The sequence below is a fragment of the Mesorhizobium sp. USDA 3734 genome (assembly GCF_056279665.1).
This window is the reverse complement of sequence record NZ_JBWCCW010000001.1, coordinates 4,552,641-4,575,501: the sequence shown is the minus strand read 5'-3', so window position 1 is coordinate 4,575,501 and position 22,861 is coordinate 4,552,641. Positions and strand designations below refer to the sequence as shown.

Genomic DNA, 22,861 nt, shown 5'->3' with positions numbered 1-22,861 from the left:
CAAGTCAAACTGATCGATTACTGCTCCTTCTTGAACAAATCCTGGAAGATCAGCTGGCCCCAGGTGCGGCCGCGTGCGTGCACCAGCGCGCCACCCTCGTTGAGCTTTCCCAGCTTGACGGGTGCGAACCCGAGTTGTTTGGCCAAGGCCGCCACGGGAGCGATCGCGTCCTCGTCGTCGCTCGACAGAAAGACCACCCGGTGGCCGCCCTCGACGACCGGATCGGTAGCCAGGGTGGCTGCAATCAAGTGATTGAAGCCTTTCACGAACTTGGCGCCGGTAAACGACTTCGCAACGAAGGCGGAGGACGGGAGGCCATCCAGCTCTTCAGGGACAGGAAACGCGTTCATCGCGTCGATGACCGTCTTGCCTTTCCAACTTGGCAGGGCTTTCGCAACCTCGCGATGCTCTCCGAAAGGGACCGCCAAGATGATTGTGTCGGCCTCGAGTGCTTCCCGCAGCGACTTGGCGACGACCCTGGGTCCAATCGCCCGAGCCTGCGGCGCCAACGCCTCGGGCGGCCGGCGGCTCGCGACGGTCACGTCGATGTTGTTACGGGCGAAGGCGTGGGCGAGGGCCTGGCCTATCTTGCCGAATCCTACAATCGCGTAGTTCATAATGCTTCTCCGATCCGTGTTGGTATTGTTTCCCCAGCCTTCAACGGCGCTGGGTTATCCGTTCGCTGTATGGCGACCTTTGCGTAGTGTTCGACCAGGGACACGCCAGTTCCCGCCGGTCAGCCGCCTCCCGCGATCTGGCGCGATTTCAGATGGCCGAGAAGCCGCCGTCGACAGACAATTCCACCCCATTCACGAAGCTCGAATCGTCCGAAGCAAGAAACAGCGCGACCGCCGCAATTTCCTCAGGACGCCCCATCTTTCCCCGCGGGATCAGGGACTCGAACATCTGCTTCGCTTCCTCGGTGAGAACTTGGTCCTGCATCGGTGTGGCGATCGGCCCTGGGTGCAGCACGTTCACCCGGATATTCCTGCCCTTGAGTTCGTTGAGCCACCCGCGTGCGAATGCAAGCAACGTCGCCTTGCTCGCCGCATACACGCTATAACCAGGAAAACCCTTGATCGAAGCAACTGACCCGGTCATGAGGATTGATCCGCCATCGTTGAACAGCGGCAACGCCTTCTGAACCGTAAACAGCGTGCCGCGCGCATTCAGGTTGAAGGCCGCATCGAAGTGCTGCTCGGTAATCTCGCCCAGTGGGACGGCTTCGCCCGTGCCAGCGCTCGCGTACAGGACGTCGATCCTGCCCTTTTCCCGCTTGACCGTGTCGAACAGACGGTCGAGATCGTCGAGATTGGCCGCGTCGCCGCGCACGCCGGTCACGTTCCGGCCGATCAGCTTGACGGCCTCGTCCAGCGCCTCCTGTCTCCGGCCCGTGATGAAAACATAGGCGCCTTCTTCAACGAACCGCTTGGCGCTTTCCAGCGCCATGCCGCTCGATCCACCTGTGATGACTGCAACCTTACCGTCTAGCTTTCCCATGACTTTTCCTTTCAGGCTCTGCCTGTGGTCGTTCGGGAAGAACCCCGAGAGCCTGGAAATAAGTCTGCCGGGGTCAGGCTTTGAGTGCGGAAACGCGCACATCGGTGGTGCAAAATCGATCCGGCCGGACTGCTGACGCCAGCCGCGGCAATCGGTGTCACCGTTCGGAATTAGGCCGTGCCTGCCGGCATGGGCTATGATGACCGCCCCGCGCCACCCACATAGGAGATGCTGTTCGATGTGTTGGACACGGGCTTTGAAAGGCGCACCTCGCGGTGCGAGATTGCACCATGATCGACTGGGATGACGTTCGCTACTTTCTTGCCGTCGCACGCGGAGGCTCGGTGCGAGCTGCTGCCGCGCACCTCGGGGTGAATCATTCAACCGTGCTGCGACGCATCGCCCAGCTCGAGGAGCGCCTTGGGGCGCACATGTTCGAAAAGCTGCCTTCGGGCTACCGCCTGACGGCTGCGGGCGAGGAGGTCCTCGAGCTCGCGAACCAGATGGAAGCGTCGTCGCACCAGCTGGAGACGCGCGTCTTCGGTCGCGACCAGAGCGTGCGCGGGCTTCTGCGGGTGACACTGGCACCGACCCTTGCGACACACCTGCTCATGCCGGACTTCGCCGATTTCGCGCGTCTGCATCCGGACATCGAGATGGAAATCTTGTCGTCCGGCGAGCTGGCAAATCTGACCAACCGAGAGGCCGACGTGGCGATCCGCGTCGTCTACGACCGCAAAACCCTGCCGCTCAATCTTCACGGCCTGAAGGGACCGGAGCTGTTCGGCGGCGTCTACATGTCACGGGATCGACTGGCCGCGTGGCGTGCGGGCGCGCCTGATCCCATCCGGTGGATCGTCATAAGCATTCATGGAGTTCCGGATTGGGCCCGTGAGGTTCGCACCACGGGGGTTCCGTTCAGGACCACGGACGGCGAGGCGCAGATCGTTGCTGTACGGCAAGGGCTCGGGATGACGACACTGCCGTGCTTCATTGGCGATGCCGACCCCCTACTGGTGAGGGTGCCGGGCACCGACCTGCACATGTACGGAACGGTTTGGCTTCTGACACAGGGCGAGACACGCAAGACGAAGCGCGTGCGGCTCTTCACGGAGTTCGTATCCCGTAGGCTCGCCGCATACGCGCCGCTTCTCGCGGGGCTGTCCATATCGCGCGACTGACGCGCGGCAGGTCGCCGGCGACGCTTGCCGTAATCCGGTCGGAAGCCGAGCTGCGATCGCTCCAAGCGACTTGAGGTCAATCCCTGGCGCTGCTGACGGTAGTTTTCGGCTATGTCGGCGGTGCGGCGGGAGTAACCGGCGGGCGGGCAATGACAAACACTCGGCGGGCCATCCCCTCCGTCCTATATCCACACCTCGGTGGACTTTCGGCCCTCGGACCTTCCTAAGGGGGCGACCGATCTGAAACGCAGTTGGCGCAGATGTAGAAAGTTATACGCATTACAGTGGGCGGCGGCGTAGAATGACGTGCAATCCGGCGGGTCTGGGGCCCACCGATAGCTTGGGAACGAGGTGGAGAACTTGATGCGGAACGTGATGCTGGGTTTCCTGGCACTTGCCCTAGCCGCTTGCCAGTCGGCTCCTGCGGTGCCCCAACCCGCCACTCTCGCGCCTGCGTCAGATGCCGTTCCTCCTCAACCCGCCTTGGATCCCGGCGCGGTTCCTCCTGGCTCGGCAATCATGGATCAATCCGTGACAATCACTCCCCCCGCGAAGGGCGTTCCGATAAAGTACGCTGCATTTTCGGGCATGTGGGCTGGACGATTGGAGGGGACGTATGAAGCCAAAGTCGCTGTGCAGACGATTTCTCCGAATGGCGAAGTGACAGTCACCTTTGCGTGGGGAAATCTGGGCGATAACAATCCGGGAGAGGCAGCCGGCGCTGGTAGAATTGTGGGCGGGACATTGAAACTTGGGCGCCTGCCGAATGGCGCGGATATCAGTCTTGTGATGCAGCCGGAGGGAACCCTGGCCGGAACCTATACCCTAGCCGGCCAGACCTACACGGGCGCGTTCATCAAGCAATGATCAGCTAACTCATCGCATTGAATGCGCATCGCCTTCAGGGTCCTGATTGGTACAGAGGGCTTCAAAGGTGATCTATGTCCTCTCCGCCTCCATCTCCGCAACATCCTGAAAGCGATCGGCGATGCGTGCGTGCACCCGTCCGCCATTGGCGGCTCCAATGGCAACCAGCACTTCGTCGGCCCCTGGTGCGTCGGCGATCTGGAAGTTCGCGGTGATGAAATGCGAGCGCCTGCCGTTCTCGCTCTTGTGCATCATCGGCAATGACAGCAATGCCCCGGGCGCGTTTCGCGTATTGCAGAATTCGAGATAGGTGGTGCCGCCAACGGCGTCGCGGAACAGATTGCCGAAGCGCAGTGTGTGGATCAGCGCCGAGGCATGCTCGATCTCGCCGTTGACGCCGACCGCCGCGGCCTTGCCGTAGGATTCGATTTCGCCAGGCGGCATCAGGGCGATCAGCCGCCGGGTGAGTTCGGCGCCGACCTTTGGGGCGACGTCCAGGATTTCGGGGCGAAGGTTTTCGACGAAGGCCCGCCCCGCCCACGGGTTCTTCAATACCGCCGCGACGACGATTGATGTGACCGGCTTGCCAGCTGCCTTGCCGCCTTCTGTCAGAACCTCCTCGATGAAGGTGCAGATCTTCCTGATTTCCATTCGCTCCAACGGCCTTTCCTGTACAGAATTCCGGCATCAGGCTAGGGGAGGGGTTGGTCATGCGTCTTCCTCTGCTTCGGAGGAAAATCTGGATGTCTCGCTGTCGGAAGCCGTGTAGCTTCGCGAGGCTGTGAATTGCTTATATCGGCCTTCGATGCGCCAGCAGGAACAGTTCGGCCAACAGGAATTGAAAAGTGGACCACCAGTCGCAAATCCTGTCCTTGCGGGATGCCGCCAGCCTGATCAATTCCGGCGGCGACCTCAGCACGGTGCTGCGCGATCTGGTGTTGGCGGCCTGCCGACATGCCAAATGGACAATGGGCTCGATCATGAGCATCGACGCGCCACATGGCCATGCCTACGTCATCGTTCGTCACGATCCGACATTGATCCAGCGTCCGCTGCCCGATCGCTGGGAGCTCGCAACCAGCCCGTCGATCATCGCCCTGCAGCGTAACGAGCCGGTCTATATTCGCGATGCCCGTGTTTCGGAGGAGTTCTCCGGCTATCGCAAAGAGGCTTTCGAACGGGACTACCGCAGCGTTCTGGTGATGCCGATGAGTTGCGTCGACGAGGCCGGCCGGCCGATGGTGCTCAGCGTCGTCTCGCGCGAAATCATGGAGGTTACCACCGACGATCTCGCCTTCATTGGCATGATCGTCCATCTCGGTGAGATCGCGGTCGAGAAACAGCACAAGCTGCGTGAGGAGAAGCGCGCGGCGGAACGGCTTGAAAAGGCCCTGCAGGCCCATACCTCGTTGCTGCAGCAGGCGCTGGCGGAGAGCTCGGTTTCCTCGCTTGCCGGCAAGATCAGCGCGCTGGTCCCTAACCCGGTGGTGGTGGTCGATTTCACGGCCAACCTGATCGTTGCCAGCCGCTCGCCGAGCGAGAAGCATTTCGACGATGCGGCCTGGCAGCTCGCTGCCAACACGACCTTGCACCGGCAGATGATGAAGGTTGCGCGGCTGGCGGTGGATCGGCCGCAGAATGAGGCCCACACTTTCTTTCTCGACGACGGTACGCGCCGTCTGCGTGTCGCCGCGAAAATCGAACCGCTGAGCGTCGACGCGGAAGCTGTTGGCGCCCTGGTTATCTTCACCATGCAAGAGCCCTTCAGCCAGCTCGACCTACTCTTGCTCGACAGCGCCAAATTCGCGCTCAGCGTTCAGATGATGCGCAGTTTCATCCGCTTCCGTTTCGAAACGCGCACGCTGACGGAGCTGTTCATGGAGGTCGTCGAGCAGCGTTGGCACGACGCCGCCGACGTGATGCAGCGGGCGCAGCGGCTTGGCATCGGTCTCGCGTCAGCGCAGCACATGATCGTCATCGACCTGCCTGGAGCCGCGCAAAGCGGCGCCGGACGTTCGGTCGATCCGCATCATGCCGTGATCCGGCTGTTGCAGCAGAGTTCGGTCGCCGCGGGCATCATCGTCGTCGACAACGGCCTTGTCTGCCTGATCCCGCCCGAACTGGGCGACGACAAGGAGCGTGTCAACAAACTGCTGGGCAAGATCGCCGAGGAACTGGGGCGCTATTTCGGCCAGGAGCCGTTCGTTGTCCTGTCCGGTCTCTGCACAAAGCTCTCTGACTATCCGGCGGCGTGGGACCGCTGCCGGCGCATGATCCGCATCGGCCGCTCATTCGGCCGCACCGGCGTGTTTGCCGGCCAGGATTTCGGTCCACTACCGATGCTGGTCGCGGCCGCCGACGTCGAGGACGTTCGCGGTTTTGTGCAGGACAGCGTCGGTGCGATCGCCGACCACGACCGTCGGCACGGGACACCCTATATGGGGACGCTGTTCTCCTATCTCCGCGAGGGATGCCGCAGCCAGGCCTGTGCCGACGCAATGGGCCTGCACGTGACCACCTTGCGATACCGGCTCGCGCGCATCCAGGAACTGTTCGGCGTCAATCTCGATACGCCCGAGAGGCGCTTTGCTTTTGAACTCGCCATCCGTCTGCGCGAGGTCATCGATAACAGCGGCTCCACGAAAGAATAGCACCGGTCCAGCCTCCCGCCGAGCGGACAGTTTCCGATTGGGAACACGACCCTTGCTGGCCGGATTCCGCCTTTGCCGTCTTGCTCGCAAACACAGCAGTGCAGCCGCCGCCTGTTCCTCTCAAGAGGAGGAAGAACAGGCCCGAACGAGCGGCTAACGTTTCGTGCAATCCGAAAGGGAACACGAGGCCAGATGCTGACGACCCCGCAACCGACGATCGATCCGATCGCCCTCAGAAGGGCTTTCGGAACCTTCGTGACCGGCGTTACGGTTATCACCACGCGTGACGGCGATGGCACGCCGCGCGGCATGACGGCGAACTCCTTCACCTCGGTCTCGCTCGATCCGCCGCTGCTTCTGGTTTGCGTCGGCAAGGCGGCAGCGAGCTTTGCTGCGTTCAACGCGTCCGATTGCTTCGCCGTCAACCTGCTGCATGAGGGGCAGACCGAGGTTTCGGCAGTCTTTGCGTCAAAGGCTCACGACAAGTTCGGGTCCGTCAGCCATGACCGCGTCCACACCGGCGCGCCGATCCTCAATGAGTGCCTGACCTGGTTCGACTGCACCGTGCACAACCGCGTCGATGCAGGCGATCATATCGTGCTGATCGGCGCGGTGCAGGCATTCGGCACCAGCCCCTCGGCGCCGCTCGGCTTTTGCCGGGGCCGCTATGCATCGGTGAAGGATCCGCTGCCGCCGGGCTGGCTTGCCTCCCACTCCATGATCGTCGGCTACCTCATCGAAGCGGACGGAAACATCCTGCTGCGCTCCGACGGCAAGGGCGGCTGGGTGCTTCCCAGCGCCAAGAGCCGGAAAGCGGAAAAAGAGCTGAAGCTCGAAGGCGGCGACGCACTGACGTTGCTGCCGGACGAGACGTTTCTCTATTCCGTCTTCGATGTCGCCGACAGCGATCCGGGCTACCTCATTTACCGGGCCCGTCTCTCCGGCACCTCGGCCGCCTTCACCATGCCTGCGGGGTTCCGGTTCTTTCCCCTCGCGGACCTTCCATACGAAGACATTCCAGCCGGCGAGATCCGCGCGCTGCTGCGCCGCTACAGCCGCGAGCGGCGCGACGCCTCCTTCAGCATCTACATGGATTCGGGCGATGGCGGCCGCCTGGCCAGGATCGAAGGCGCCTCACAGCCATGGTCGCAAGGCCCCCAGGACGCCGAACAGGAAAAGCCATGAAAACATCAGTCAAATCACTCGAGAATTCGCGCCAGTTGCCTTTCATCGGCGGCAGCTTCGTCGCTCCCAAAAGCGGCCAGTACATTCCGAGCTATGACCCGACGACCGGCGAAGCCTGGTACGAGCTGGCCGAGGCCGACGCATCCGATGTCGACGCCGCCGTGACCGCCGCGGGGGCGGCTTTTGCCGATCCGGCCTGGCGCCGGATGACCCAGACTGATCGCGGCAAGCTTGTGCAGCGGCTGGCGCAACTCGTGCTGGACCATGCCGACGAACTGGCGCTGATAGAGACGCGCGACAATGGCAAGCTGATCAAGGAAATGCGGGCGCAGATGCGCGCCATGCCGGATTCCTACAGCTATTTCGCCGGCATGGCCGACAAGCTTTTGGGCGACACGATACCCGTCAACAAGCTCGACATGCTCAATTTCAACCTGCGCGAGCCGCTTGGCGTGGTTGGCATGATCACGCCCTGGAATTCGCCGCTGATGCTTCTGACGGGAACGCTGGCGCCTTGTCTTGCGCTCGGCAACACCGTCGTCATCAAGCCTTCCGAGCATGCCACTGCCTCGACGTTGGCTCTGGCCGAGCTGATCATGGAAGCCGGCTTTCCCTCGGGCGTCGTCAATGTCGTGACAGGCACCGGCGCCAGCGCTGGCGAAGCGCTGACACGTCACCCCGGTGTCGCCAAGATTGTCTTCACCGGCAGCACGGCCACCGGCCGGCGCATTGCCGCAAATGCGGCGGCGAACCTGGTTCCCTGTCAGATGGAGCTTGGCGGCAAATCACCTCACGTCGTCTTCGCCGACGTCGACATCGAACATGCCGTCAACGGCGTCGTGTCGGGCATATTCGCGGCGGCAGGCCAGAGCTGCGTCGCCGGTTCGCGCTGCTTCGTCGAGGCGAGCGCCTATGACCGGTTCGTGGACGCGCTGGCCGAGCGCACCCGGAGGGTCAAGGTCGGCCATCCCATGAATGACGATACCGACATCGGACCGCTGGCGCTCTCGGCGCAGCTTGCCAAGGTCGAAGCCTATGTAGCGTCAGGCGTTAGGCAAGGCGCCAGGATCGCGGCCGGCGGCCGGCGGCCGCAATCGGCCGACCTTGCCGGTGGCTGGTATTTCGAACCGACCGTCATGGTCGATGCCCGCAACGACATGGAGTTCATGCAGGACGAGATTTTCGGACCGGTCGTCGGCGTCATCCCGTTCTCGTCGGAAGAGGAGATGACAGCACTTGCCAACGACACGCGCTATGGGCTGGCTTCCGGTATCTGGACCAAGGACATCGACCGCGCGTTGCGTTTCGCCCGCAACATCGATGCCGGAACCGTCTGGATCAATACCTATCGTGCCTCCTCCTTCATGTCGGCGAATGGCGGCTTCAAGGAAAGCGGCTACGGCCGCCGTGGCGGCTTTGACGTGATGCAGGAATTCTCGCGGCTGAAGAATGTGGTCATCGATTATTCAGGGGCAATGCAGGACCCGTTCGTCATTCGCCTGCGCTGAGTTCCATCCAAGCCGAAACCTCAAACGGGACAAGAAAATGAAATTTGCAGTTTCGCTGACCATGGAGCGGTTCTCGCCGGAGACATCGATGGCGACGGTGAAGAACAATCTGCTCGAGCTGGCTGGAATGGCCGATGAGGGCGGCTTCGAGACGTTGTGGACAGCCGAGCATCACACGATCGAATGCACCATCTCGCCCAACCCGCTGATGACGCTGACCTGGCTGGCGCAGCACACCCAGCAGATCAGGCTTGGCACCTCGACGCTCGTGGCGCCGTACTGGAGCCCGATCCGGCTGGCCGGCGAAGCAGCACTTTGCGACCATTTGACCGGCGGCCGGCTGGAGTTCGGCATCGCGCGCGGGTCCTACCAGTATGAATTCGATCGCATGGCCGAAGGCATGCCGCAGCAGGAGGGCGTCGCCTATCTGAAGGAACTGGTGCCGGCGGTGAAGAAATTGTGGGCCGAGGACTATGCGCATGAGGGCCACTACTGGAATTTTCCACTTGCCGCCGGCGTGCCCAAGCCGCTGCAGAAGCCGCATCCGCCGATCTGGGTGGCGGCGCGCGATCCCGGCACGTTCGACTGGGCTGTTGGCATCGGCGCCAACATCCTGTCGACGCCGCTTTCCGCACCGGCCGCCGAGATCACTGTCCTTGGCGAAAAATTTCGCAAAGCGGTCGCCGACCATCCGGAAGTGCCGCGTCCGCGCCTGATGATGCAGCGCCGGACCTGTGTCTATGAGAGGCCGGAGGAATGGGAAGTCGCGGTCCGCCACGCCATCGACTACGGGCGCGCCTTCGAGAACCTGTTCCAGAACATCGGTACGGTGAAGAACGGTTTTCCGGAAGCCGTCCCTTACGAAAGCGTCAAGGGCAAGGACAATTACAACCCGGAGAGCATCCGCAAGAACCTGATGTTCGGCACGCCCGACGAGATCATCGAGAAGCTCGAGGACTACGAAGCCGCCGGCGTCGATCAATACTGCCTTGGGCTCACCTTCAATCTGCCATTCGAGCTGCAGAAAAAGACGATCCGGCTGTTCGTCGACGAGGTCATGCCGCATTTTGCGGCGCGAGATCGCGCCAAGCCTGTTGCGGTGGGGCGTTGATGGCAATGGCGGCCGGTTCCTTCGTCCACGGCGACGTCACGCTCAACTACCGTGTCGACGGAAACGGGCCGCAGAAGCTGGTCTGCATCCATGGCGTCGGCTCTTATCTGGAAGCATGGAGCGGGGTCGTCGCTCGCCTGCCGGATCAGTTCACGGTCCTGACGTCAGATCTTCGTGGCCACGGCCGCTCGGCGCGCATCAAGGGCCGCTACGAGATCGACGACTTCGTCGATGACACGGTGGCCTTGGCCGATCATGTAGGCTTCGCAAGCTTTCATCTCGCCGGCTTCTCGCTCGGCGGCCTGATCGCCCAGCGCCTGGCACTGACCCATCCCGAACGGCTGCGCCGGCTCGTGCTGCTGGCAACCGTCGCCGGGCGCTCGCCAGAGGAACGCCAGGCGGTTCTGGGTCGTCTTGCCGCGCTCACCGCCAGCCAGCCGAGCACACATCATGCCGCGTCGCTGTCGCGCTGGCTGACCGAGGATTTCCAGAAGCGCAATCCGGATGTGATTGCCGAGCTGCGCCGGCGCGATGCCGAAAACGATCCGGCATGCTACGCCGCCGCCTACCGGGTGCTGGCCGAGACCGATTTCGGCGGCATCCTCGACCAGATCAGGTCGCCGACGCTGATCGTCACCGGCGAGGACGACGAGGGGTCCAACCCGCGCATGGCGCGTCACATGCACGACCAGATCCGTGGTTCGCGGCTCGAGATCCTGCCCGGATTGCGGCATTCGATCCTGGTCGAGGCGCCAGCGCAGGTTGCCGGCCTTATGACGGATTTCCTGACCGAACACGCAGAACAGATGGGGTAACCAGCCATGGATAAAGCGTTGCAGAAAGCCGGCGGGGAGGTCTGGCTTGCGGCTCTCGGTGACGATCATGTCGACCGCGCGATCATTCCAGCCGGCGTAGAGGCCTTCCGGCTTGCCCGCGCGGTGCACGACGAGATGAAAGCGGATGCCCGATGAGTGCAACAACGGATCTGTATCCTGGCCGTAAGACCAGTTCGAAGACCAGGGCCGGCTTACCATCCTTCCGAGCAACCGCCACGAAAAACCTCCTCTGGCTCGCCGGAAGACGGCGTCGCCCGGCTCATCTCTAAATTAGAAAACGACAACAAAGGGGAACTGATCATATGAAAACATCTCTCAGACTGACCACGCTGGCGGCTTCGCTGGCTTTTGCCCTGGCAACGCTTCCTGCCTATGCTGGAGCGGTGCTGGACCGCGTCGCGGCGGCCGGCACTCTCAAGGTCGCCACCGATGCCAATTGGGCGCCCCAGTCCTTCCTCAACTCCAACAACGAGCTGGACGGCTTCGACGTCGACGTGGCCAAGGAAATCGGCAAGCGCATCGGGGTCAAGGTCGAGTTCGTGACGCCGGGCTGGGACATCATCACGGCCGGCAATTGGGTCGGCCGCTGGGACATGCATGTCGGCTCGATGACGCCGACCAAGAAGCGGGCCGAGATTTTCGATTTTCCCGCTGTCTATTACTACACCCCCGCCGCTGTTGCCGTTCACAAGGACAGCAAGGCCACATCGTTGAGCGATCTGGACGGCAAAATTGTCGGCGCGACGACGACGTCGACTTTCGAGGCCTATGCCAAGAAGGATCTGACACTGGACGCGGCGGGCGCGCCGCCCTTCGAATACAAGCTCAATCCCAAGGAGGTGCATTCCTACGAGAACTCCACCACTGCTTTCGACGATCTGCGGATCGGTGATGGCGTTCGGCTCGACGCTGTCGTGTCGTCGCTGCCCAGCATCCTCGATGCGATGAAGGCCGGCTATCCGATCAAGCAGATCGGCGATCCGGTGTTTTACGAGCCGCTGGCGGTCGCCATCGAACACGGCGACCCTGAATTCTCGGCCAAGATCGCCGATGCGGTGAAGGCCATGAAAGACGACGGCACGCTCGGTAAGCTCTCCAAGAAGTGGTACGGGGTCGATTATTCCATCGTAAAATAGTCTCGACTTTCGCTGGCGGCCTGTCGTGGCGGGCCGCCAACCACCCGAGGGGAAGACGATGCTCTATCCGGATACCGTCGAAGCCGAAATTCTCGTGCACAAGCCGTGGTTCATCGCGACGATGTTCGGCGTCGTCTTCGCGATCTTCCTCGCCTTCAATCTGACGTCCACAGGCTTTGGCGAATTGATGCGCCCGGTCATCGGCGAGCCGTCCCAGAGCGGTCTCTATGGCAGGTTTGCCATTGCCTTCATTATAGCGCTTCTCTTTATCTTCAATGTCGTGCTGATCGGCTTCGCCTCGCTGCGCGTCCAGGTCGCCATCGTCTGGGCTGAGCTGCTGCTGCTCTTTCTGGCCTTCTTCGAGACCTTTCATCTCAGCCTGCCCTTCATCTGGCAAAAGCTGCCGTTCCTGATCTCCCAGGGCGTTGTCACGACGCTCTACGTTTCAGCGATTTCGATCATCATCGCCTCCTTGATCGCCATCCTGGGTGCCGTGGCCAAGCTCTCCACCAACGGCTTCGCTTATGCCATCGCCAGCTTCTACACCTCGTTCTTCCGCGGCCTGCCGCTGCTGATGCAAGTCTATCTGATCTATCTTGGTCTGCCGCAGCTTGGCTTCGTGGTCGGCGCCGTCCCGGCCGGCATTCTGGCGTTGTCGCTGTGCTACGGCGCCTACATGACCGAGATTTTCAGATCGGGCATCCAGAGCATCGACAGGGGTCAGTGGGAGGCGTCGCGCTCCATGGGCTTCGGCTTTTCGCTGACCATGCGTAGGATCATCCTGCCGCAGGCGCTTCCGGTGATCATTCCGCCGACGGGCAACCAGTTCATCTCCATGCTCAAGGACAGTTCGCTGGTTTCGGTGATTGGCGTCTGGGAACTGATGTTTCTTGCCCGCACGCTCGGCCAGAAGACATTCCAGCACATGGAGATGCTGATCTCGGCTTCGGTCATCTACTGGATGCTGTCGATCTGCCTCGAGCTGATCCAGTCCCGCATCGAACGGCACTACGCCAGGAGCAAGGTGCGATGAGTGCTGAGCCGATCATCCAAGCCCAGGCCGTATCCAAATGGTACGGCAAATTTCATGCGCTGAAGGACATCAATCTGACGGTCCACAAGGGCGAGCGCATCGTCATCTGCGGGCCGTCCGGTTCGGGCAAGTCGACGCTGATCCGCTGCTTCAATCGCCTCGAAGCGCATCAGGAAGGCAACATCAGCGTAAACGGCATCCATCTTCACCCGAAGATGAAGAACGTCGCCGACGTGCGCAGCAATGTCGGCATGGTCTTCCAGCACTTCAATCTGTTTCCGCACATGACCGTGCTGATGAACTGCATGGCGGGGCCTATGTGGGTCAAGGGCGTTTCGGCAGTGGAAGCACGCAAGACCGCCCTCCAGTTCCTGGAACGGGTGCGCATCCCCGAACAGGCGAACAAATTCCCGGTCCAGCTGTCCGGCGGCCAACAGCAACGCGTCGCCATTGCACGAAGCCTGTGCATGAAGCCGGCGGTGATGCTGTTCGACGAGCCGACATCCGCGCTCGACCCCGAAATGGTGTCGGAAGTGCTGGACACCATGACCGGGCTTGCGCGCGACGGCATGACGATGGTTTGCGTCACCCATGAAATGGGCTTTGCGCGCGCGGTGGCCGACCGCGTGATCTTCATGGACGCCGGTCAGATCGTCGAGGAAGGCAGGCCGGACAGCTTCTTCGGCAATCCCCAACATGCGCGAACCAAGCTGTTTCTCAGTCAGATTTTGAAGCACTGAGCCAACCTGCAGAATTGCCCCGGGGCCTACCCTACACAAAGTCCGCCAACGACACCGGCGAGCCAGAAGACCGCCTGGCTGCGGTGACGATAGCCCTTCATGCCATCGTCTACCGGCCTGGAAGCAGCGCTGAGTTGCTGGGACTATTCTGCTGCCGCAGAGTACGCCTTTCGGCGATAGCCTTCATGCCGATGCGCTCTGGCCCTTACATTGGGCTGAGCGCATGCTTCGACCCAGCCAGCACAGCACTCCTCTAGCTAGACTGGCCAGGCCCAGCGGTCGCCGATGCTAGTCCCCCTACGACTCCAGCCGCTGGGCCGCCCGGTAAGTACCCGCCTCCTGTCTTGGTGTGCCGATTTTCTCGCTCCGCCTCGATGACGAGCCGAGTCATCATATAAAACCGACAATTGAAAGCCGGCCGCTGAGGAAGCAGTGGCGGGTTTTGGGTGTGGTGCTTGGTCGAGGGGCCAAGCAGGACAAAGAACCTTACTTGATACGATAGGTTCCCTTACTCGCTACGACACCGCAGTGATGACCGAACGCCCTCGCTTTGTAACGCCACCCTCGCCATACAATGCCTCCAGCGTGGAAAAAAGTTCCCGCACCGCGTTCGATTTGCAGGAATAGTAGATCCACTGGCTGTCCCGGCGGGTGTCTACCAGGCCGAGCGACCGGAGCTTGGCCAGATGCTGTGAAAGCGATGACTGGCTGATATTCGTCCTTTTGACGAGGACATTCACAGGGGTCTCCCCATTGAGCAAATGGGCAATGATCAACAGCCGGGGCGGGCTGCCCATCACCGCAAGGAAATCAGCTGCCTCCTTGGCGTTGATTAACAAATGTGTTGAGACCACCGAGTTCCCCCTACTCGCCTAGCGCCGGCCATCGAGCACATAGTGCTGGCAAATTTGAGACGGAGCAGATTGCCCGCGCCCAACTTGCGCAGCCGCATTGACTTGGCGTCACGAACTTGGCGCTCTGCCTCGATAGCAAGTTTAGACTCGCGATCGGCTCGCTCCAACCTCTCTCTGTCGACGCGGCCTTGGGGCATGAAAGCCTCCCTTGGCTAACTGACCTTGGATGCCGATCGAATAAATGTTCCTGCGCAGGATCAAGATGTTAGGCCCGACTGGGGTGAATACTAGGGCGGTTTCAGTATAAATGACTCGCATGTGAGTGTACGAAAGCGTACAATGTCAGCGTCACCCGCCGTTCTAGGCATACGGGTGATTGGAAGCCAACTCAGGTGCTCCCGCCATTACGCGGAGGCTGAAATGGCAGCAGACCAATACAGGATGACGGCCTTCGATTGCGAGGCCGCGCGGAACGCCTCCAGAAAATCCGTCGTGGAAAGACGAATCTCGGGAAGAAATAGGCGCCAACACGCCAGACTTCTCGCGCTAGAACTTACCGAATTGGACGAGATCGACCCCCGCATTCTGAATTGGATTGTAACGCGCTCGGCATGGAGTGACGGTCATGGGCACTTTTGTTGACCCTTTGGGGACGGTGGACCCGACCCTTCAATCTTATATCCTTGGCAGCCTCGTCCGGCGACGGCGAGGCGCCGTGGTGTCGACCAACGCGATTGTCGCGGAGATCAGATTCGCGCTGCCGGGGTACCAGGTAGAGGATGCAAGGATGGCAAAGTTCATATCCGAGGCCGCCATGCTGCTCGGTCTGGTCCCTGTCTTCGATCCGGCTTGGAGGGGCGATGTCAGATCGGAGGACGAACCGTCGTTCGGTTACGGCTACCCTGCACACCGTCCAGATCCATCGGCGGTCTACGTCTTTAGCCCTGGGCGACCGCGGACATTGCCGGTCCGAGGGAATCGTCATCTTCGTTTAGACAAATAAGCGGGCCAACGGCTCTTTCTGTCCACAGGCACAAGAGGCCCGGCCGTGGACCTTGGTTTCGTGTAACCAAAGCCAAAAGACTGTCGATGACGGGGGAACAGCAGTGGTTTTTGAATGCTTCCCGCGCTCGTCAGGACCGGCGTCTCATATGTCTTTCTCGTAGTGGCTCCTCGCCATACCGCAAAAAGAGCCCGCCTGGGAAAAGGCGGGCCAGAGTTTGGAGTGTGCTGGGATCAACCAGCATAGGGCTAACGAGCGGGGGATGGGTTGGTTGCGCCAGGAGGCGCGGCCATCCGCGAGTCCGCGAGGTGGCGCAACTCATGGCAATTGGCGTCTCAGTGCACCAAGTAAAACCGTTGACCTGTGTACTGAGCGCCCTCCATCCACAATGCGAGCGCAATCGCTGGCGAACGTCCCTTAACTTCAAAATTGCGGCCCCGATACCTTCCTGCCGCGATCCATACCGTCTTTGAACGTTGGTAAATCGTGATGCCCCGTGCATTCGCCCAGGCATACAATTCTGCGCCATTTCGACCCATTTCCCAGCCTTGGGCCGATGCTATCTCTGTAGCCGATGCTGTCTCTGTATAAGAAAGCTGCATATCCATATTAGGCCTCCCTAATCTTGATAACCTTTGCGCCGTCTCCAACATCACGGAATGAATGATCGGACTGCTCCGTTTCGGTTGTGTGTCGACCACAGCATGGTCAGGTATCCACCATAGACAAAAAGGCCTTTGCCTTGTGTCAGATGACGAAAGTGGTCGCGTCTGGTCGGAAATGGCTCTTGGCGCCAGCCGTAGCGAGATGACCGGCAAGGCTGCCTGAGAAGGGGACACCTTGCCGCCTGTGCCGGCCACTGCGGCGGGAGCTTGGGGTTCCTCTCCGCACCACGCAGATTACGCCTATATTAGCATCAGCGCAACAAGGTTGGTTCTGGCCGACGAAGGTCAACAAGCGGCAGAGGGGCTGGGTCTTGTCGAAACGAATGGCCGGCGCGGCTTGCTGCGTTGGACAGCTTTGCTTTGCGCCACACCGGCCATGCGGGTTGGATTGGGTGTCCCCGCGTCGATCAATCTATAGATATATTAGCAACATCGCAAATAAGACTGAAGTCCCATGGACTGAAGTCCCATGGAACGTCCAGTTGTGGGGTTGGTTGGTAGCTCCCCATCAACAAGCCAAAAGTGGTTCGGCAAGCAGTCGCATGGGGCTCTTCGGACGCGACGTCGGATTCATACAAAGCCAGCATCTATGTCAAATGCAAACGACAACGGCCCAATATGAACGTAGACCAGGGGATCGTCTGCCAATGAACGAGCACCGTTGCCGGCAATTTGAGGAGCCAAAGGCCAGAGCAAATGCATCGCGATCACGAAGAGATTTTCTATCGGGCGAATGCTCTTGGCGTCTCGATCTATCAACGTTCAAAAACAGTGTGGGTAGCTACGGGGAGTCACCGGGGCCGCCATTTTGAGGTTAAAGCGCGCTCTCCTGCGATCGCACTCGCATTGTGGATGGAAGCCGCTCGGTACACAGGTCAACGGATCTAGCGCCTCGCAATGACAGACGCCTGAACAGCGATCACGTCTCCGGGATGCTGGAAGCAACATTGTCAGATGGTTAACAAATGGTTGCATCTGAACTTTGGGATTTGTCAGACTGGCGTCAAGAACCAATGAACAGTCAGATCGTGCTGGCGATTGAACGCCCGACAATTGTAAATAGATATGTCACTTTCTACTTAGTCGCTGCGCATGTTAGACCGCCCACCGCTGCCGCTAATTCAGGCGACTGTTGTCGCCTGTCGCGTCGATTCGCAAGTTCTATGCAGATATCCAAGAAACTTCTAATGCTCCTGTTTTGAAGGAGAGATGAGTAAATTTTGATCAGAAATTGATTTCACCAATTATAAAACATGCCGCCAGCCTCATCTTCAAACAAGACTCGATCTTCCGGAAAAAATAAACGACAAGGTTCCCAGGGGCTGAGCGTCACCCTGTTATGGAGGATTATCATGATCATACGTATTCTTACCGCAATTTCTCTTGCTGCATCTGTTGCATCGGTCTCGACGACCAGCTTTGCAGAGTCTTCGACCAAAATTAAATCTGTGGAAGCCGGCAAGGCAGGTAGCGCCGCCGAACCCGGCAAGGCAGGGCGCGCTGCAGAGCCCGGCAAGGCGGGTCGTGCTGCAGAACCCGGCAAGGCCGGCGGCGCTGGCGAAACCGGCGGCAAGGCTGGCGGAGCCGGTGAGTCCGGAGGCAAGTCCGGCGGCGCTGGAGAAGGTGGCAGCAAGGGCAGCAAGGGCAACTGATCCGCCCTGTCGACCTTGCAAATGACTAAAGACTAAAGAGCGCACCTTGCCGGCGTGTATGCTGGCGGGTGCGTTCAACGCGCACGCGGGAGTCCGTCGCCTTGCAACGTGCATGCGGTGACTAACGGCCCGGCGAGAAGCTTTGCTCACTGCTTCCATTCGCTGACGAAGATCATTCTGGATCGGGATCCTGCGATTGAACTGCCACGCCTGGAAGCGTCCAGCTCGTGCTTTCGACCCACGCGCAGTGATTCAAGTTGGATATCCACATGCGCTCGTGCGCTCGACGAAATGCCAACAGCGCCTGCAATTCCGCCCGGCCTCTCTCGGGGCTGGATTCTGGATTGCCGAGCGTGAGCTTGGCGGCGGCCAATGAGCATAACTTCGCGTGCTGCAATCCCAATCGAAGGAACTGCACCCGCATGGATGCCTCCTGATCGCCGTTTGCAGAGGAGGCTGCTCTGTCGAGCAATGCTTCGGCTGGCGCAAAACTCTCCTCTGGATAGATGGCATGCGCCGCTTTCGCCCAGCTTCGCCAACGCGAAGCCCCAAGAGCCTCAAAGGTGTCATGCAGCCGGGCGCGCCCATCCGACGTATACGCCTCCCAGAAATCAAAGTACTTCCTCACGTCAGCCGCCGCTGGGCCGAAGGCAGAGTAATATTCGGACAGGAGGGAATCGGCAGGCACATCGGGACGGATCTGCAAACGCAGCAACAGGTAAAGGTTTGGGCCTTGTGTCGCCCAATGACCTGTCAGCGAATCGAAATCGGTTCCGACCATTCCGTTGTTCGCGGCGCTCTGAAACTCGTCGGCGAACTGGGTCGAAAATATGTGCGGCATACAATATCCGTCCAGAAAATAGTTCGCCCGCATGAAAAGTTTAGCTTGTGTGTCCGCCCAACCGCGCCACTGGGCCTTTATCCAGTCTTGCTCGTCGCCACTTCGGGGATAGAACCAGGATGACGGGCAAAATCCGACCATGATGTTCGGGCCCAATTTTACGCCCGATGTCGGAGCGGCGAAGTAGTTCATATAGGCGTAGCCCACGACAACCGAGTTTGAATTGTATTTCGCAGCGGTCTGCTGGATGGCTTGCCATGAACGTGCATATCGGTCGGATACGAAAGGCTTGCTGGCAAGCTTCGACTTCGACGGAATGAATTTTCGATAGTTCGGCGGCTCGGGACCATCCAGCGCCTTGCACACATCGCATTCGCATTGGCCAGGGACGTCATTCTCAACAGCGTTGACGAAGGTCGGAAGATGCCCCGGGCGATCGCCTCCATGCTGACGCCACTGCGAGACAATCTCTTCGTGCAGACCCGGATTGGAAATGCACATTGAGAAGCGCCCACCCAGCCATGAGGGTCCTCGTTTGCCGTTGACCAGCTGGAACCATTCTGGATGCTCAGCGCCATACTGCCGCCACCAGTTGACGAAGGCATGGCCGTACTTCGCCGGGATGCGGCGACCCATGCGGTTGCGACGCAGAAATGTAGTCTGAGCGTTCATGTAGTCTTCAGCCGCCGCCGTGGTGAAGCCCATCTCGGGATGATCTTTGGCCCTCAAGCCAGCGCCCGTGCGCACGTGACGCTGCATGAATCGAGGCGTTACGACGCAATCTTGAAGAGGAACGACCACGGACTCTGCTTTTGGAACAAACGTTCCCAGTTCGCCTGGCCATAGCCACCGAACCGCGAAGTAGCGATCGAGAAGTTCGTAGACGCCGAAGAGCGTTCCCGCGGACGTGTTGACATCAACGGGACTGCCGCTCGTGTCGTGCCCTGCGATACACAGGTGGCGGCCGACGGTGCGAATTGCGCACGACTCCGGCCCTAAGGCGTCGAAATCGACTCCGGCCTTTCGGGCAAACTGGGTATCGCCCAGAAAGATGTGGGTTTTGCCGAGACTAGCCGACGTCACCTTGCTCTCGGTCACTGTGGCAGGTTGGAAGCCGGTGGCCTTTTCAATGTGCCAGCGAAGTTCCACCTCAGCGTAGTGGACAGAGTCGTTTGGCGTATCTGGGGTGACCAGAGTGACGACGGGTCTGCCTTCCGACACCAACGTTACACCATCGCCTGGCTGATGGTGCGCGTCAGCCGACTTGCAAACGCCGAGCCAGTGCGAGAGGCCTAACAGAACTCCCTGCGCAAACGTCCTTCGCGACAGTGCTCGCATAACAAGACCCTACCTACGCGCGATCATCCGACACGGTGGACCATCTTCTGGTGACTGCGCGAAGTGGCTTGTGGAGCGGTGCAGGCATGGGCGCCATCCAAAGAAAATTGCCCGCCGCATGTTGGTACGGCGGGCGATCAAGCGTCGCATACCAGGCGAAGTGGCTGCCGTTGCACGCAGATCATCAGTGAACGGTATCGCCGTAGCCGTATTGATCCCAGATAGGCTTTTGGACGTTTCGGCTAAACCTTTGGGCAGAGGTGAAGGCCGTTCGTGTCCCTTGGCGGCTTGCTGTTTTTCGCGCTTTCCGCGTTGGCAGGGTTCGACGCTTACCCCTCGTTCCAGGAGTTTGCTTGCGCCAAGCGGGGGGGCGAGATCGACAGGGTGTTGGCAAAACCGGCATGGCAGCCGATGAGCAAGTGTTAAAGTCCTCACATTCCGTGCAACTCTGGTCTGGCATTGTCGTTGTTATGTGCAGTTGCATGGCGACGGGGCTACAATGCATGGGGGTAACGACCAGTGGCGAACTGTCGCCAGCTCTCTGGGCGTCACTGTTTATCAGCGCTCAAAGACAGTGTGGATCGCGGCTGGAAAATACAGAGGTCATGATTTTGAGGTGAAAGCTCGTTCGCCAACGATCGCGCTCGCTTTGTGGAAGGAGGCCGCGCGTTATACTGGTTCGGACTGGTGACACTGACAGGACGGTATTTGCGCGTAGTACGGAAACTGGCATTTTGATCTCTCGATGCGCAGCCTTTCCAATTTTATCTGACTGCATCGGCTGTGCCGGCGGCGAGCCTGATATTTCCAATGACCGGCCGAGATGATGACGCTGGTTGTTGGACTAGCGGATGCCGGTAAGTGAACAACCCACTTAACGACATCCGATAGTCTCAGGCGTTGCCGGTCTAGTCGGTGCCGCCGCTCTTGCCGCCTTCGCCTCCGGCCTTGCCGCCGCTCTCGCCAGCACCGCCGCCCTTGCCGCCTTCGCCGCCAGCCTTGCCGCCGGTCTCCCCAGCGCCGCCGGCTTTGCCGCCGGTCTCCCCAGCGCCGCCGGCTTTGCCGCCAGTCTCTCCGGCGCCACCAGCCTTGCCACCGGCTTCGCCAGTGCCTCCAGCCTCGCTTGACGCAGTGCTAAGGGTAGCGCCTCCGGTCTCGCCAGCGCCTCCAGCCTTGCCACCGGTCTCGCCAGCGCCGCCGGCTTTGCCGCCAGTCTCGCCAGCGCCTCCAGCCTTGCCACCGGTTTCGCCAGCGCCGCCGGCTTTGCCGCCAGTCTCGCCGGCGCCTCCAGCCTTGCCACCGGTTTCGCCGGCGCCTCCAGCCTTGGCGCCCGTCTCGCCGGACGAGCTTACCTGGACGCCGGACTCTCCGATGGCTACGGCATTAGAAATTCCGACCGTTCCCAGAGCAAAGAATGCCCCCACCAGCAACTTTGCCGTAGTTGTAACTTTAGTGGTCATATCGTCTCCTGATATCCGAGCTCCCCACGCAATCAATAATCGGATTCTCCAGGAAAGGTTATCAAAAATCATGTTTGGATAAGACACATTTGGTGACAGTGTGATATGAGGTTATGTATGTATAAACATCGGTTTTATTAAGTAATAAAAAATCAAACGGTATCATAGCGCTATCGTACTTGTGCAGCAGTCAGCGGAAATTAGAAGGAGCGGTGCCCGAGGAGGCTCAAATATATCCGGCATATTTCAATTACCGTCGTGTAGAAGGCGCGTTGATGTCGGCGATCTTCAAGAAAACGCGCAACAAACGAGGTGCGAAGAGCTGCGGCGCCAACGACGGGTGCGCCTCGGCCATCCCGATCGGTTACCACTTTTGGATGGATTCAGCACCACCAAGGGCAATTGACAGAAATGGCACCTGCAGATGCCATTGAAGGGTTCCAAACGCGGGGAGGATCAGGAGCATATGCTCCCGATTTGATGTTGGATAGTTCGGCAAACGAGTGATCCAAAACGTGCTCCGCATTTGGCCACGGACGATAACCATCGTCAGCCGAGAGCGGATCCATGGACCCTGACCCCGTCGATCACCTGGAATCAACTGTCAAGATTGTTTCGGCCTTTGTCAGCAGGAACAGAGCGTCGCGTTCTGATCTGGTGGATCTGGTCCAGAATGTCGGCCGCACTTTGCAGGCCCTCGCGGGCGGTGCGGAAAAACCCAAACCGAAGCTCATTCCCGCCGTGCCAGTCAGCAAATCGGTGACCCCGGATTTCATCATCAGCCTGGAGGATGGGCGCAGGATGAAATCATTGAAGCGGTATCTGACCTCGATTGGAATGACCCCGGCCGATTATCGCAGGAAATGGGGTTTGCCACCAGACTACCCGTTGGTGGCGCCGAATTTCACCGCGCTGCGTTCGCAAGCGGCAAAAAGGATCAGGCTTGGACAACGGATCGCCAGTGATCAGACCTCACGAACCTGACCGCATTGCTCTGCGGCCATTCAACGTCAGTTCTCCCTTGCGCTGTTCGGGTGATCTTGCCGCGACGGCTGCCTGCTCGCGATCTATGCCGCCATGATAGAGGATTGCGATAGCATTCCCCAAGGTACGTGCCTGGAGGCAGATCTGTGCATCGTGGGCGCGGGCGCAGCCGGCTTGGCATTGGCTTCACAGTTTGAAGGAACGCGACATCGTGTATGCGTGATCGAGAGCGGCGGGCTGACATACGAACACGGGCGCCAAAGACTGTCGCGCGGCCGCTCTGTAGGCAGACCCTACGAGGCGCTCGACCTTTGCC

At 60.2% G+C, this 22,861-nt stretch carries 20 protein-coding genes; 13 read left to right on the top strand and 7 right to left on the bottom strand.

From position 1 onward, the window contains the following. Positions 1-17: 17 nt before the first annotated feature. Together ACZ89F_RS22165 and ACZ89F_RS22160 are read right to left on the bottom strand one after the other, a co-directional pair. Complete coding sequence (locus ACZ89F_RS22165) at positions 18-617, bottom strand: NADPH-dependent F420 reductase (RefSeq protein WP_476094197.1); 600 nt, start codon at positions 615-617, stop codon at positions 18-20. Positions 618-765: 148 nt separating this feature from the next. Continuing rightward, a complete protein-coding gene (locus tag ACZ89F_RS22160; protein WP_476094195.1) occupies positions 766-1,500 on the bottom strand; it encodes an SDR family NAD(P)-dependent oxidoreductase in 735 nt (244 codons plus the stop codon). Positions 1,501-1,790: 290 nt separating this feature from the next. Here ACZ89F_RS22160 and ACZ89F_RS22155 point away from each other — a divergent pair, with 290 nt between their 5' ends. Both ACZ89F_RS22155 and ACZ89F_RS22150 read left to right on the top strand, forming a co-directional pair. Then, a complete protein-coding gene (locus ACZ89F_RS22155; RefSeq protein ID WP_476094193.1) occupies positions 1,791-2,681 on the top strand; it encodes a LysR family transcriptional regulator in 891 nt (296 codons plus the stop codon). 363 nt (positions 2,682-3,044) lie between these two features. Next, on the top strand, positions 3,045-3,548 hold the full coding sequence (locus ACZ89F_RS22150) for a hypothetical protein (RefSeq protein ID WP_476094191.1): 504 nt from the start codon (positions 3,045-3,047) through the stop codon (positions 3,546-3,548). A gap of 72 nt (positions 3,549-3,620) precedes the next feature. Here ACZ89F_RS22150 and ACZ89F_RS22145 read toward each other — a convergent pair whose 3' ends face one another. Further along, entirely contained in the window at positions 3,621-4,199 is a 579-nt protein-coding gene (locus ACZ89F_RS22145) for an amino acid synthesis family protein (RefSeq protein ID WP_476094189.1), read from the bottom strand. 194 nt (positions 4,200-4,393) lie between these two features. Here ACZ89F_RS22145 and ACZ89F_RS22140 point away from each other — a divergent pair, with 194 nt between their 5' ends. The 9 genes from ACZ89F_RS22140 to ACZ89F_RS22100 all read left to right on the top strand — a co-directional run bounded on the left by ACZ89F_RS22140 (position 4,394) and on the right by ACZ89F_RS22100 (position 13,748). Then, complete coding sequence (locus ACZ89F_RS22140; RefSeq protein WP_476094187.1) at positions 4,394-6,199, top strand: helix-turn-helix domain-containing protein; 1,806 nt, start codon at positions 4,394-4,396, stop codon at positions 6,197-6,199. Positions 6,200-6,391: 192 nt separating this feature from the next. Continuing rightward, positions 6,392-7,384 (top strand): flavin reductase, encoded by a 993-nt coding sequence (locus ACZ89F_RS22135; RefSeq protein ID WP_476094185.1) that lies wholly within the window; start codon positions 6,392-6,394, stop codon positions 7,382-7,384. Then, entirely contained in the window at positions 7,381-8,892 is a 1,512-nt protein-coding gene (locus ACZ89F_RS22130) for an aldehyde dehydrogenase (RefSeq protein WP_476094183.1), read from the top strand. Before ACZ89F_RS22135 ends, ACZ89F_RS22130 begins: the two co-directional genes overlap by 4 nt. 37 nt (positions 8,893-8,929) lie before the next feature. Next, positions 8,930-10,003, top strand: a complete 1,074-nt coding sequence (locus ACZ89F_RS22125; protein WP_476094182.1) for an LLM class flavin-dependent oxidoreductase — start codon at positions 8,930-8,932, stop codon at positions 10,001-10,003. Positions 10,004-10,008: 5 nt separating this feature from the next. Beyond that, positions 10,009-10,818 (top strand): alpha/beta fold hydrolase, encoded by an 810-nt coding sequence (locus ACZ89F_RS22120; RefSeq protein ID WP_476097335.1) that lies wholly within the window; start codon positions 10,009-10,011, stop codon positions 10,816-10,818. A 6-nt stretch (positions 10,819-10,824) separates the two neighbouring features. After that, positions 10,825-10,974 (top strand): hypothetical protein, encoded by a 150-nt coding sequence (locus ACZ89F_RS22115; protein WP_476094181.1) that lies wholly within the window; start codon positions 10,825-10,827, stop codon positions 10,972-10,974. A gap of 167 nt (positions 10,975-11,141) precedes the next feature. Then, a complete protein-coding gene (locus ACZ89F_RS22110) occupies positions 11,142-11,975 on the top strand; it encodes a transporter substrate-binding domain-containing protein (RefSeq protein ID WP_476094179.1) in 834 nt (277 codons plus the stop codon). A gap of 58 nt (positions 11,976-12,033) precedes the next feature. After that, positions 12,034-13,008: an amino acid ABC transporter permease gene (locus ACZ89F_RS22105; protein WP_476094177.1), complete on the top strand. Its 975-nt coding sequence runs from the start codon at positions 12,034-12,036 to the stop codon at positions 13,006-13,008. After that, the gene (locus ACZ89F_RS22100) at positions 13,005-13,748 is read left to right on the top strand and encodes an amino acid ABC transporter ATP-binding protein (RefSeq protein ID WP_476094175.1); all 744 of its coding nucleotides are present in this window, start codon (positions 13,005-13,007) and stop codon (positions 13,746-13,748) included. Before ACZ89F_RS22105 ends, ACZ89F_RS22100 begins: the two co-directional genes overlap by 4 nt. 515 nt (positions 13,749-14,263) lie before the next feature. On the opposite strand, the gene ACZ89F_RS22095 is transcribed toward ACZ89F_RS22100, so the two are convergent. Both ACZ89F_RS22095 and ACZ89F_RS22090 read right to left on the bottom strand, forming a co-directional pair. Further along, entirely contained in the window at positions 14,264-14,602 is a 339-nt protein-coding gene (locus tag ACZ89F_RS22095) for an ArsR/SmtB family transcription factor (protein WP_476094173.1), read from the bottom strand. Between the two features lie 1,338 nt (positions 14,603-15,940). Continuing rightward, positions 15,941-16,213, bottom strand: coding sequence for a hypothetical protein (locus ACZ89F_RS22090; RefSeq protein ID WP_476094171.1), 273 nt, complete (start codon positions 16,211-16,213; stop codon positions 15,941-15,943). Between the two features lie 1,409 nt (positions 16,214-17,622). On the opposite strand from ACZ89F_RS22090, the gene ACZ89F_RS22085 reads away from it, so the two are divergent. Continuing rightward, complete coding sequence (locus ACZ89F_RS22085; protein WP_476094169.1) at positions 17,623-17,922, top strand: hypothetical protein; 300 nt, start codon at positions 17,623-17,625, stop codon at positions 17,920-17,922. A 172-nt stretch (positions 17,923-18,094) separates the two neighbouring features. Here ACZ89F_RS22085 and ACZ89F_RS22080 read toward each other — a convergent pair whose 3' ends face one another. Together ACZ89F_RS22080 and ACZ89F_RS22075 are read right to left on the bottom strand one after the other, a co-directional pair. Beyond that, positions 18,095-19,984, bottom strand: a complete 1,890-nt coding sequence (locus tag ACZ89F_RS22080) for a DUF4838 domain-containing protein (protein ID WP_476094167.1) — start codon at positions 19,982-19,984, stop codon at positions 18,095-18,097. Between the two features lie 1,025 nt (positions 19,985-21,009). After that, complete coding sequence (locus ACZ89F_RS22075; protein WP_476094165.1) at positions 21,010-21,561, bottom strand: hypothetical protein; 552 nt, start codon at positions 21,559-21,561, stop codon at positions 21,010-21,012. Between the two features lie 567 nt (positions 21,562-22,128). On the opposite strand from ACZ89F_RS22075, the gene ACZ89F_RS22070 reads away from it, so the two are divergent. Continuing rightward, positions 22,129-22,545, top strand: a complete 417-nt coding sequence (locus tag ACZ89F_RS22070) for a Ros/MucR family transcriptional regulator (RefSeq protein ID WP_476094164.1) — start codon at positions 22,129-22,131, stop codon at positions 22,543-22,545. Positions 22,546-22,861: the final 316 nt, after the last annotated feature.

Coding starts and splice junctions, on each gene's coding strand:
- ACZ89F_RS22165 (WP_476094197.1), bottom strand. CDS start 617: ATGAACTACGCGATTGTAGGATTCGGCAAGATAGGCCAGGCCCTCGCC.
- ACZ89F_RS22160 (WP_476094195.1), bottom strand. CDS start 1,500: ATGGGAAAGCTAGACGGTAAGGTTGCAGTCATCACAGGTGGATCGAGC.
- ACZ89F_RS22155 (WP_476094193.1), top strand. CDS start 1,791: ATGATCGACTGGGATGACGTTCGCTACTTTCTTGCCGTCGCACGCGGA.
- ACZ89F_RS22150 (WP_476094191.1), top strand. CDS start 3,045: ATGCGGAACGTGATGCTGGGTTTCCTGGCACTTGCCCTAGCCGCTTGC.
- ACZ89F_RS22145 (WP_476094189.1), bottom strand. CDS start 4,199: ATGGAAATCAGGAAGATCTGCACCTTCATCGAGGAGGTTCTGACAGAA.
- ACZ89F_RS22135 (WP_476094185.1), top strand. CDS start 6,392: ATGCTGACGACCCCGCAACCGACGATCGATCCGATCGCCCTCAGAAGG.
- ACZ89F_RS22130 (WP_476094183.1), top strand. CDS start 7,381: ATGAAAACATCAGTCAAATCACTCGAGAATTCGCGCCAGTTGCCTTTC.
- ACZ89F_RS22125 (WP_476094182.1), top strand. CDS start 8,930: ATGAAATTTGCAGTTTCGCTGACCATGGAGCGGTTCTCGCCGGAGACA.
- ACZ89F_RS22120 (WP_476097335.1), top strand. CDS start 10,009: ATGGCGGCCGGTTCCTTCGTCCACGGCGACGTCACGCTCAACTACCGT.
- ACZ89F_RS22115 (WP_476094181.1), top strand. CDS start 10,825: ATGGATAAAGCGTTGCAGAAAGCCGGCGGGGAGGTCTGGCTTGCGGCT.
- ACZ89F_RS22110 (WP_476094179.1), top strand. CDS start 11,142: ATGAAAACATCTCTCAGACTGACCACGCTGGCGGCTTCGCTGGCTTTT.
- ACZ89F_RS22105 (WP_476094177.1), top strand. CDS start 12,034: ATGCTCTATCCGGATACCGTCGAAGCCGAAATTCTCGTGCACAAGCCG.
- ACZ89F_RS22100 (WP_476094175.1), top strand. CDS start 13,005: ATGAGTGCTGAGCCGATCATCCAAGCCCAGGCCGTATCCAAATGGTAC.
- ACZ89F_RS22090 (WP_476094171.1), bottom strand. CDS start 16,213: ATGGATATGCAGCTTTCTTATACAGAGACAGCATCGGCTACAGAGATA.
- ACZ89F_RS22085 (WP_476094169.1), top strand. CDS start 17,623: ATGATCATACGTATTCTTACCGCAATTTCTCTTGCTGCATCTGTTGCA.
- ACZ89F_RS22075 (WP_476094165.1), bottom strand. CDS start 21,561: ATGACCACTAAAGTTACAACTACGGCAAAGTTGCTGGTGGGGGCATTC.
- ACZ89F_RS22070 (WP_476094164.1), top strand. CDS start 22,129: ATGGACCCTGACCCCGTCGATCACCTGGAATCAACTGTCAAGATTGTT.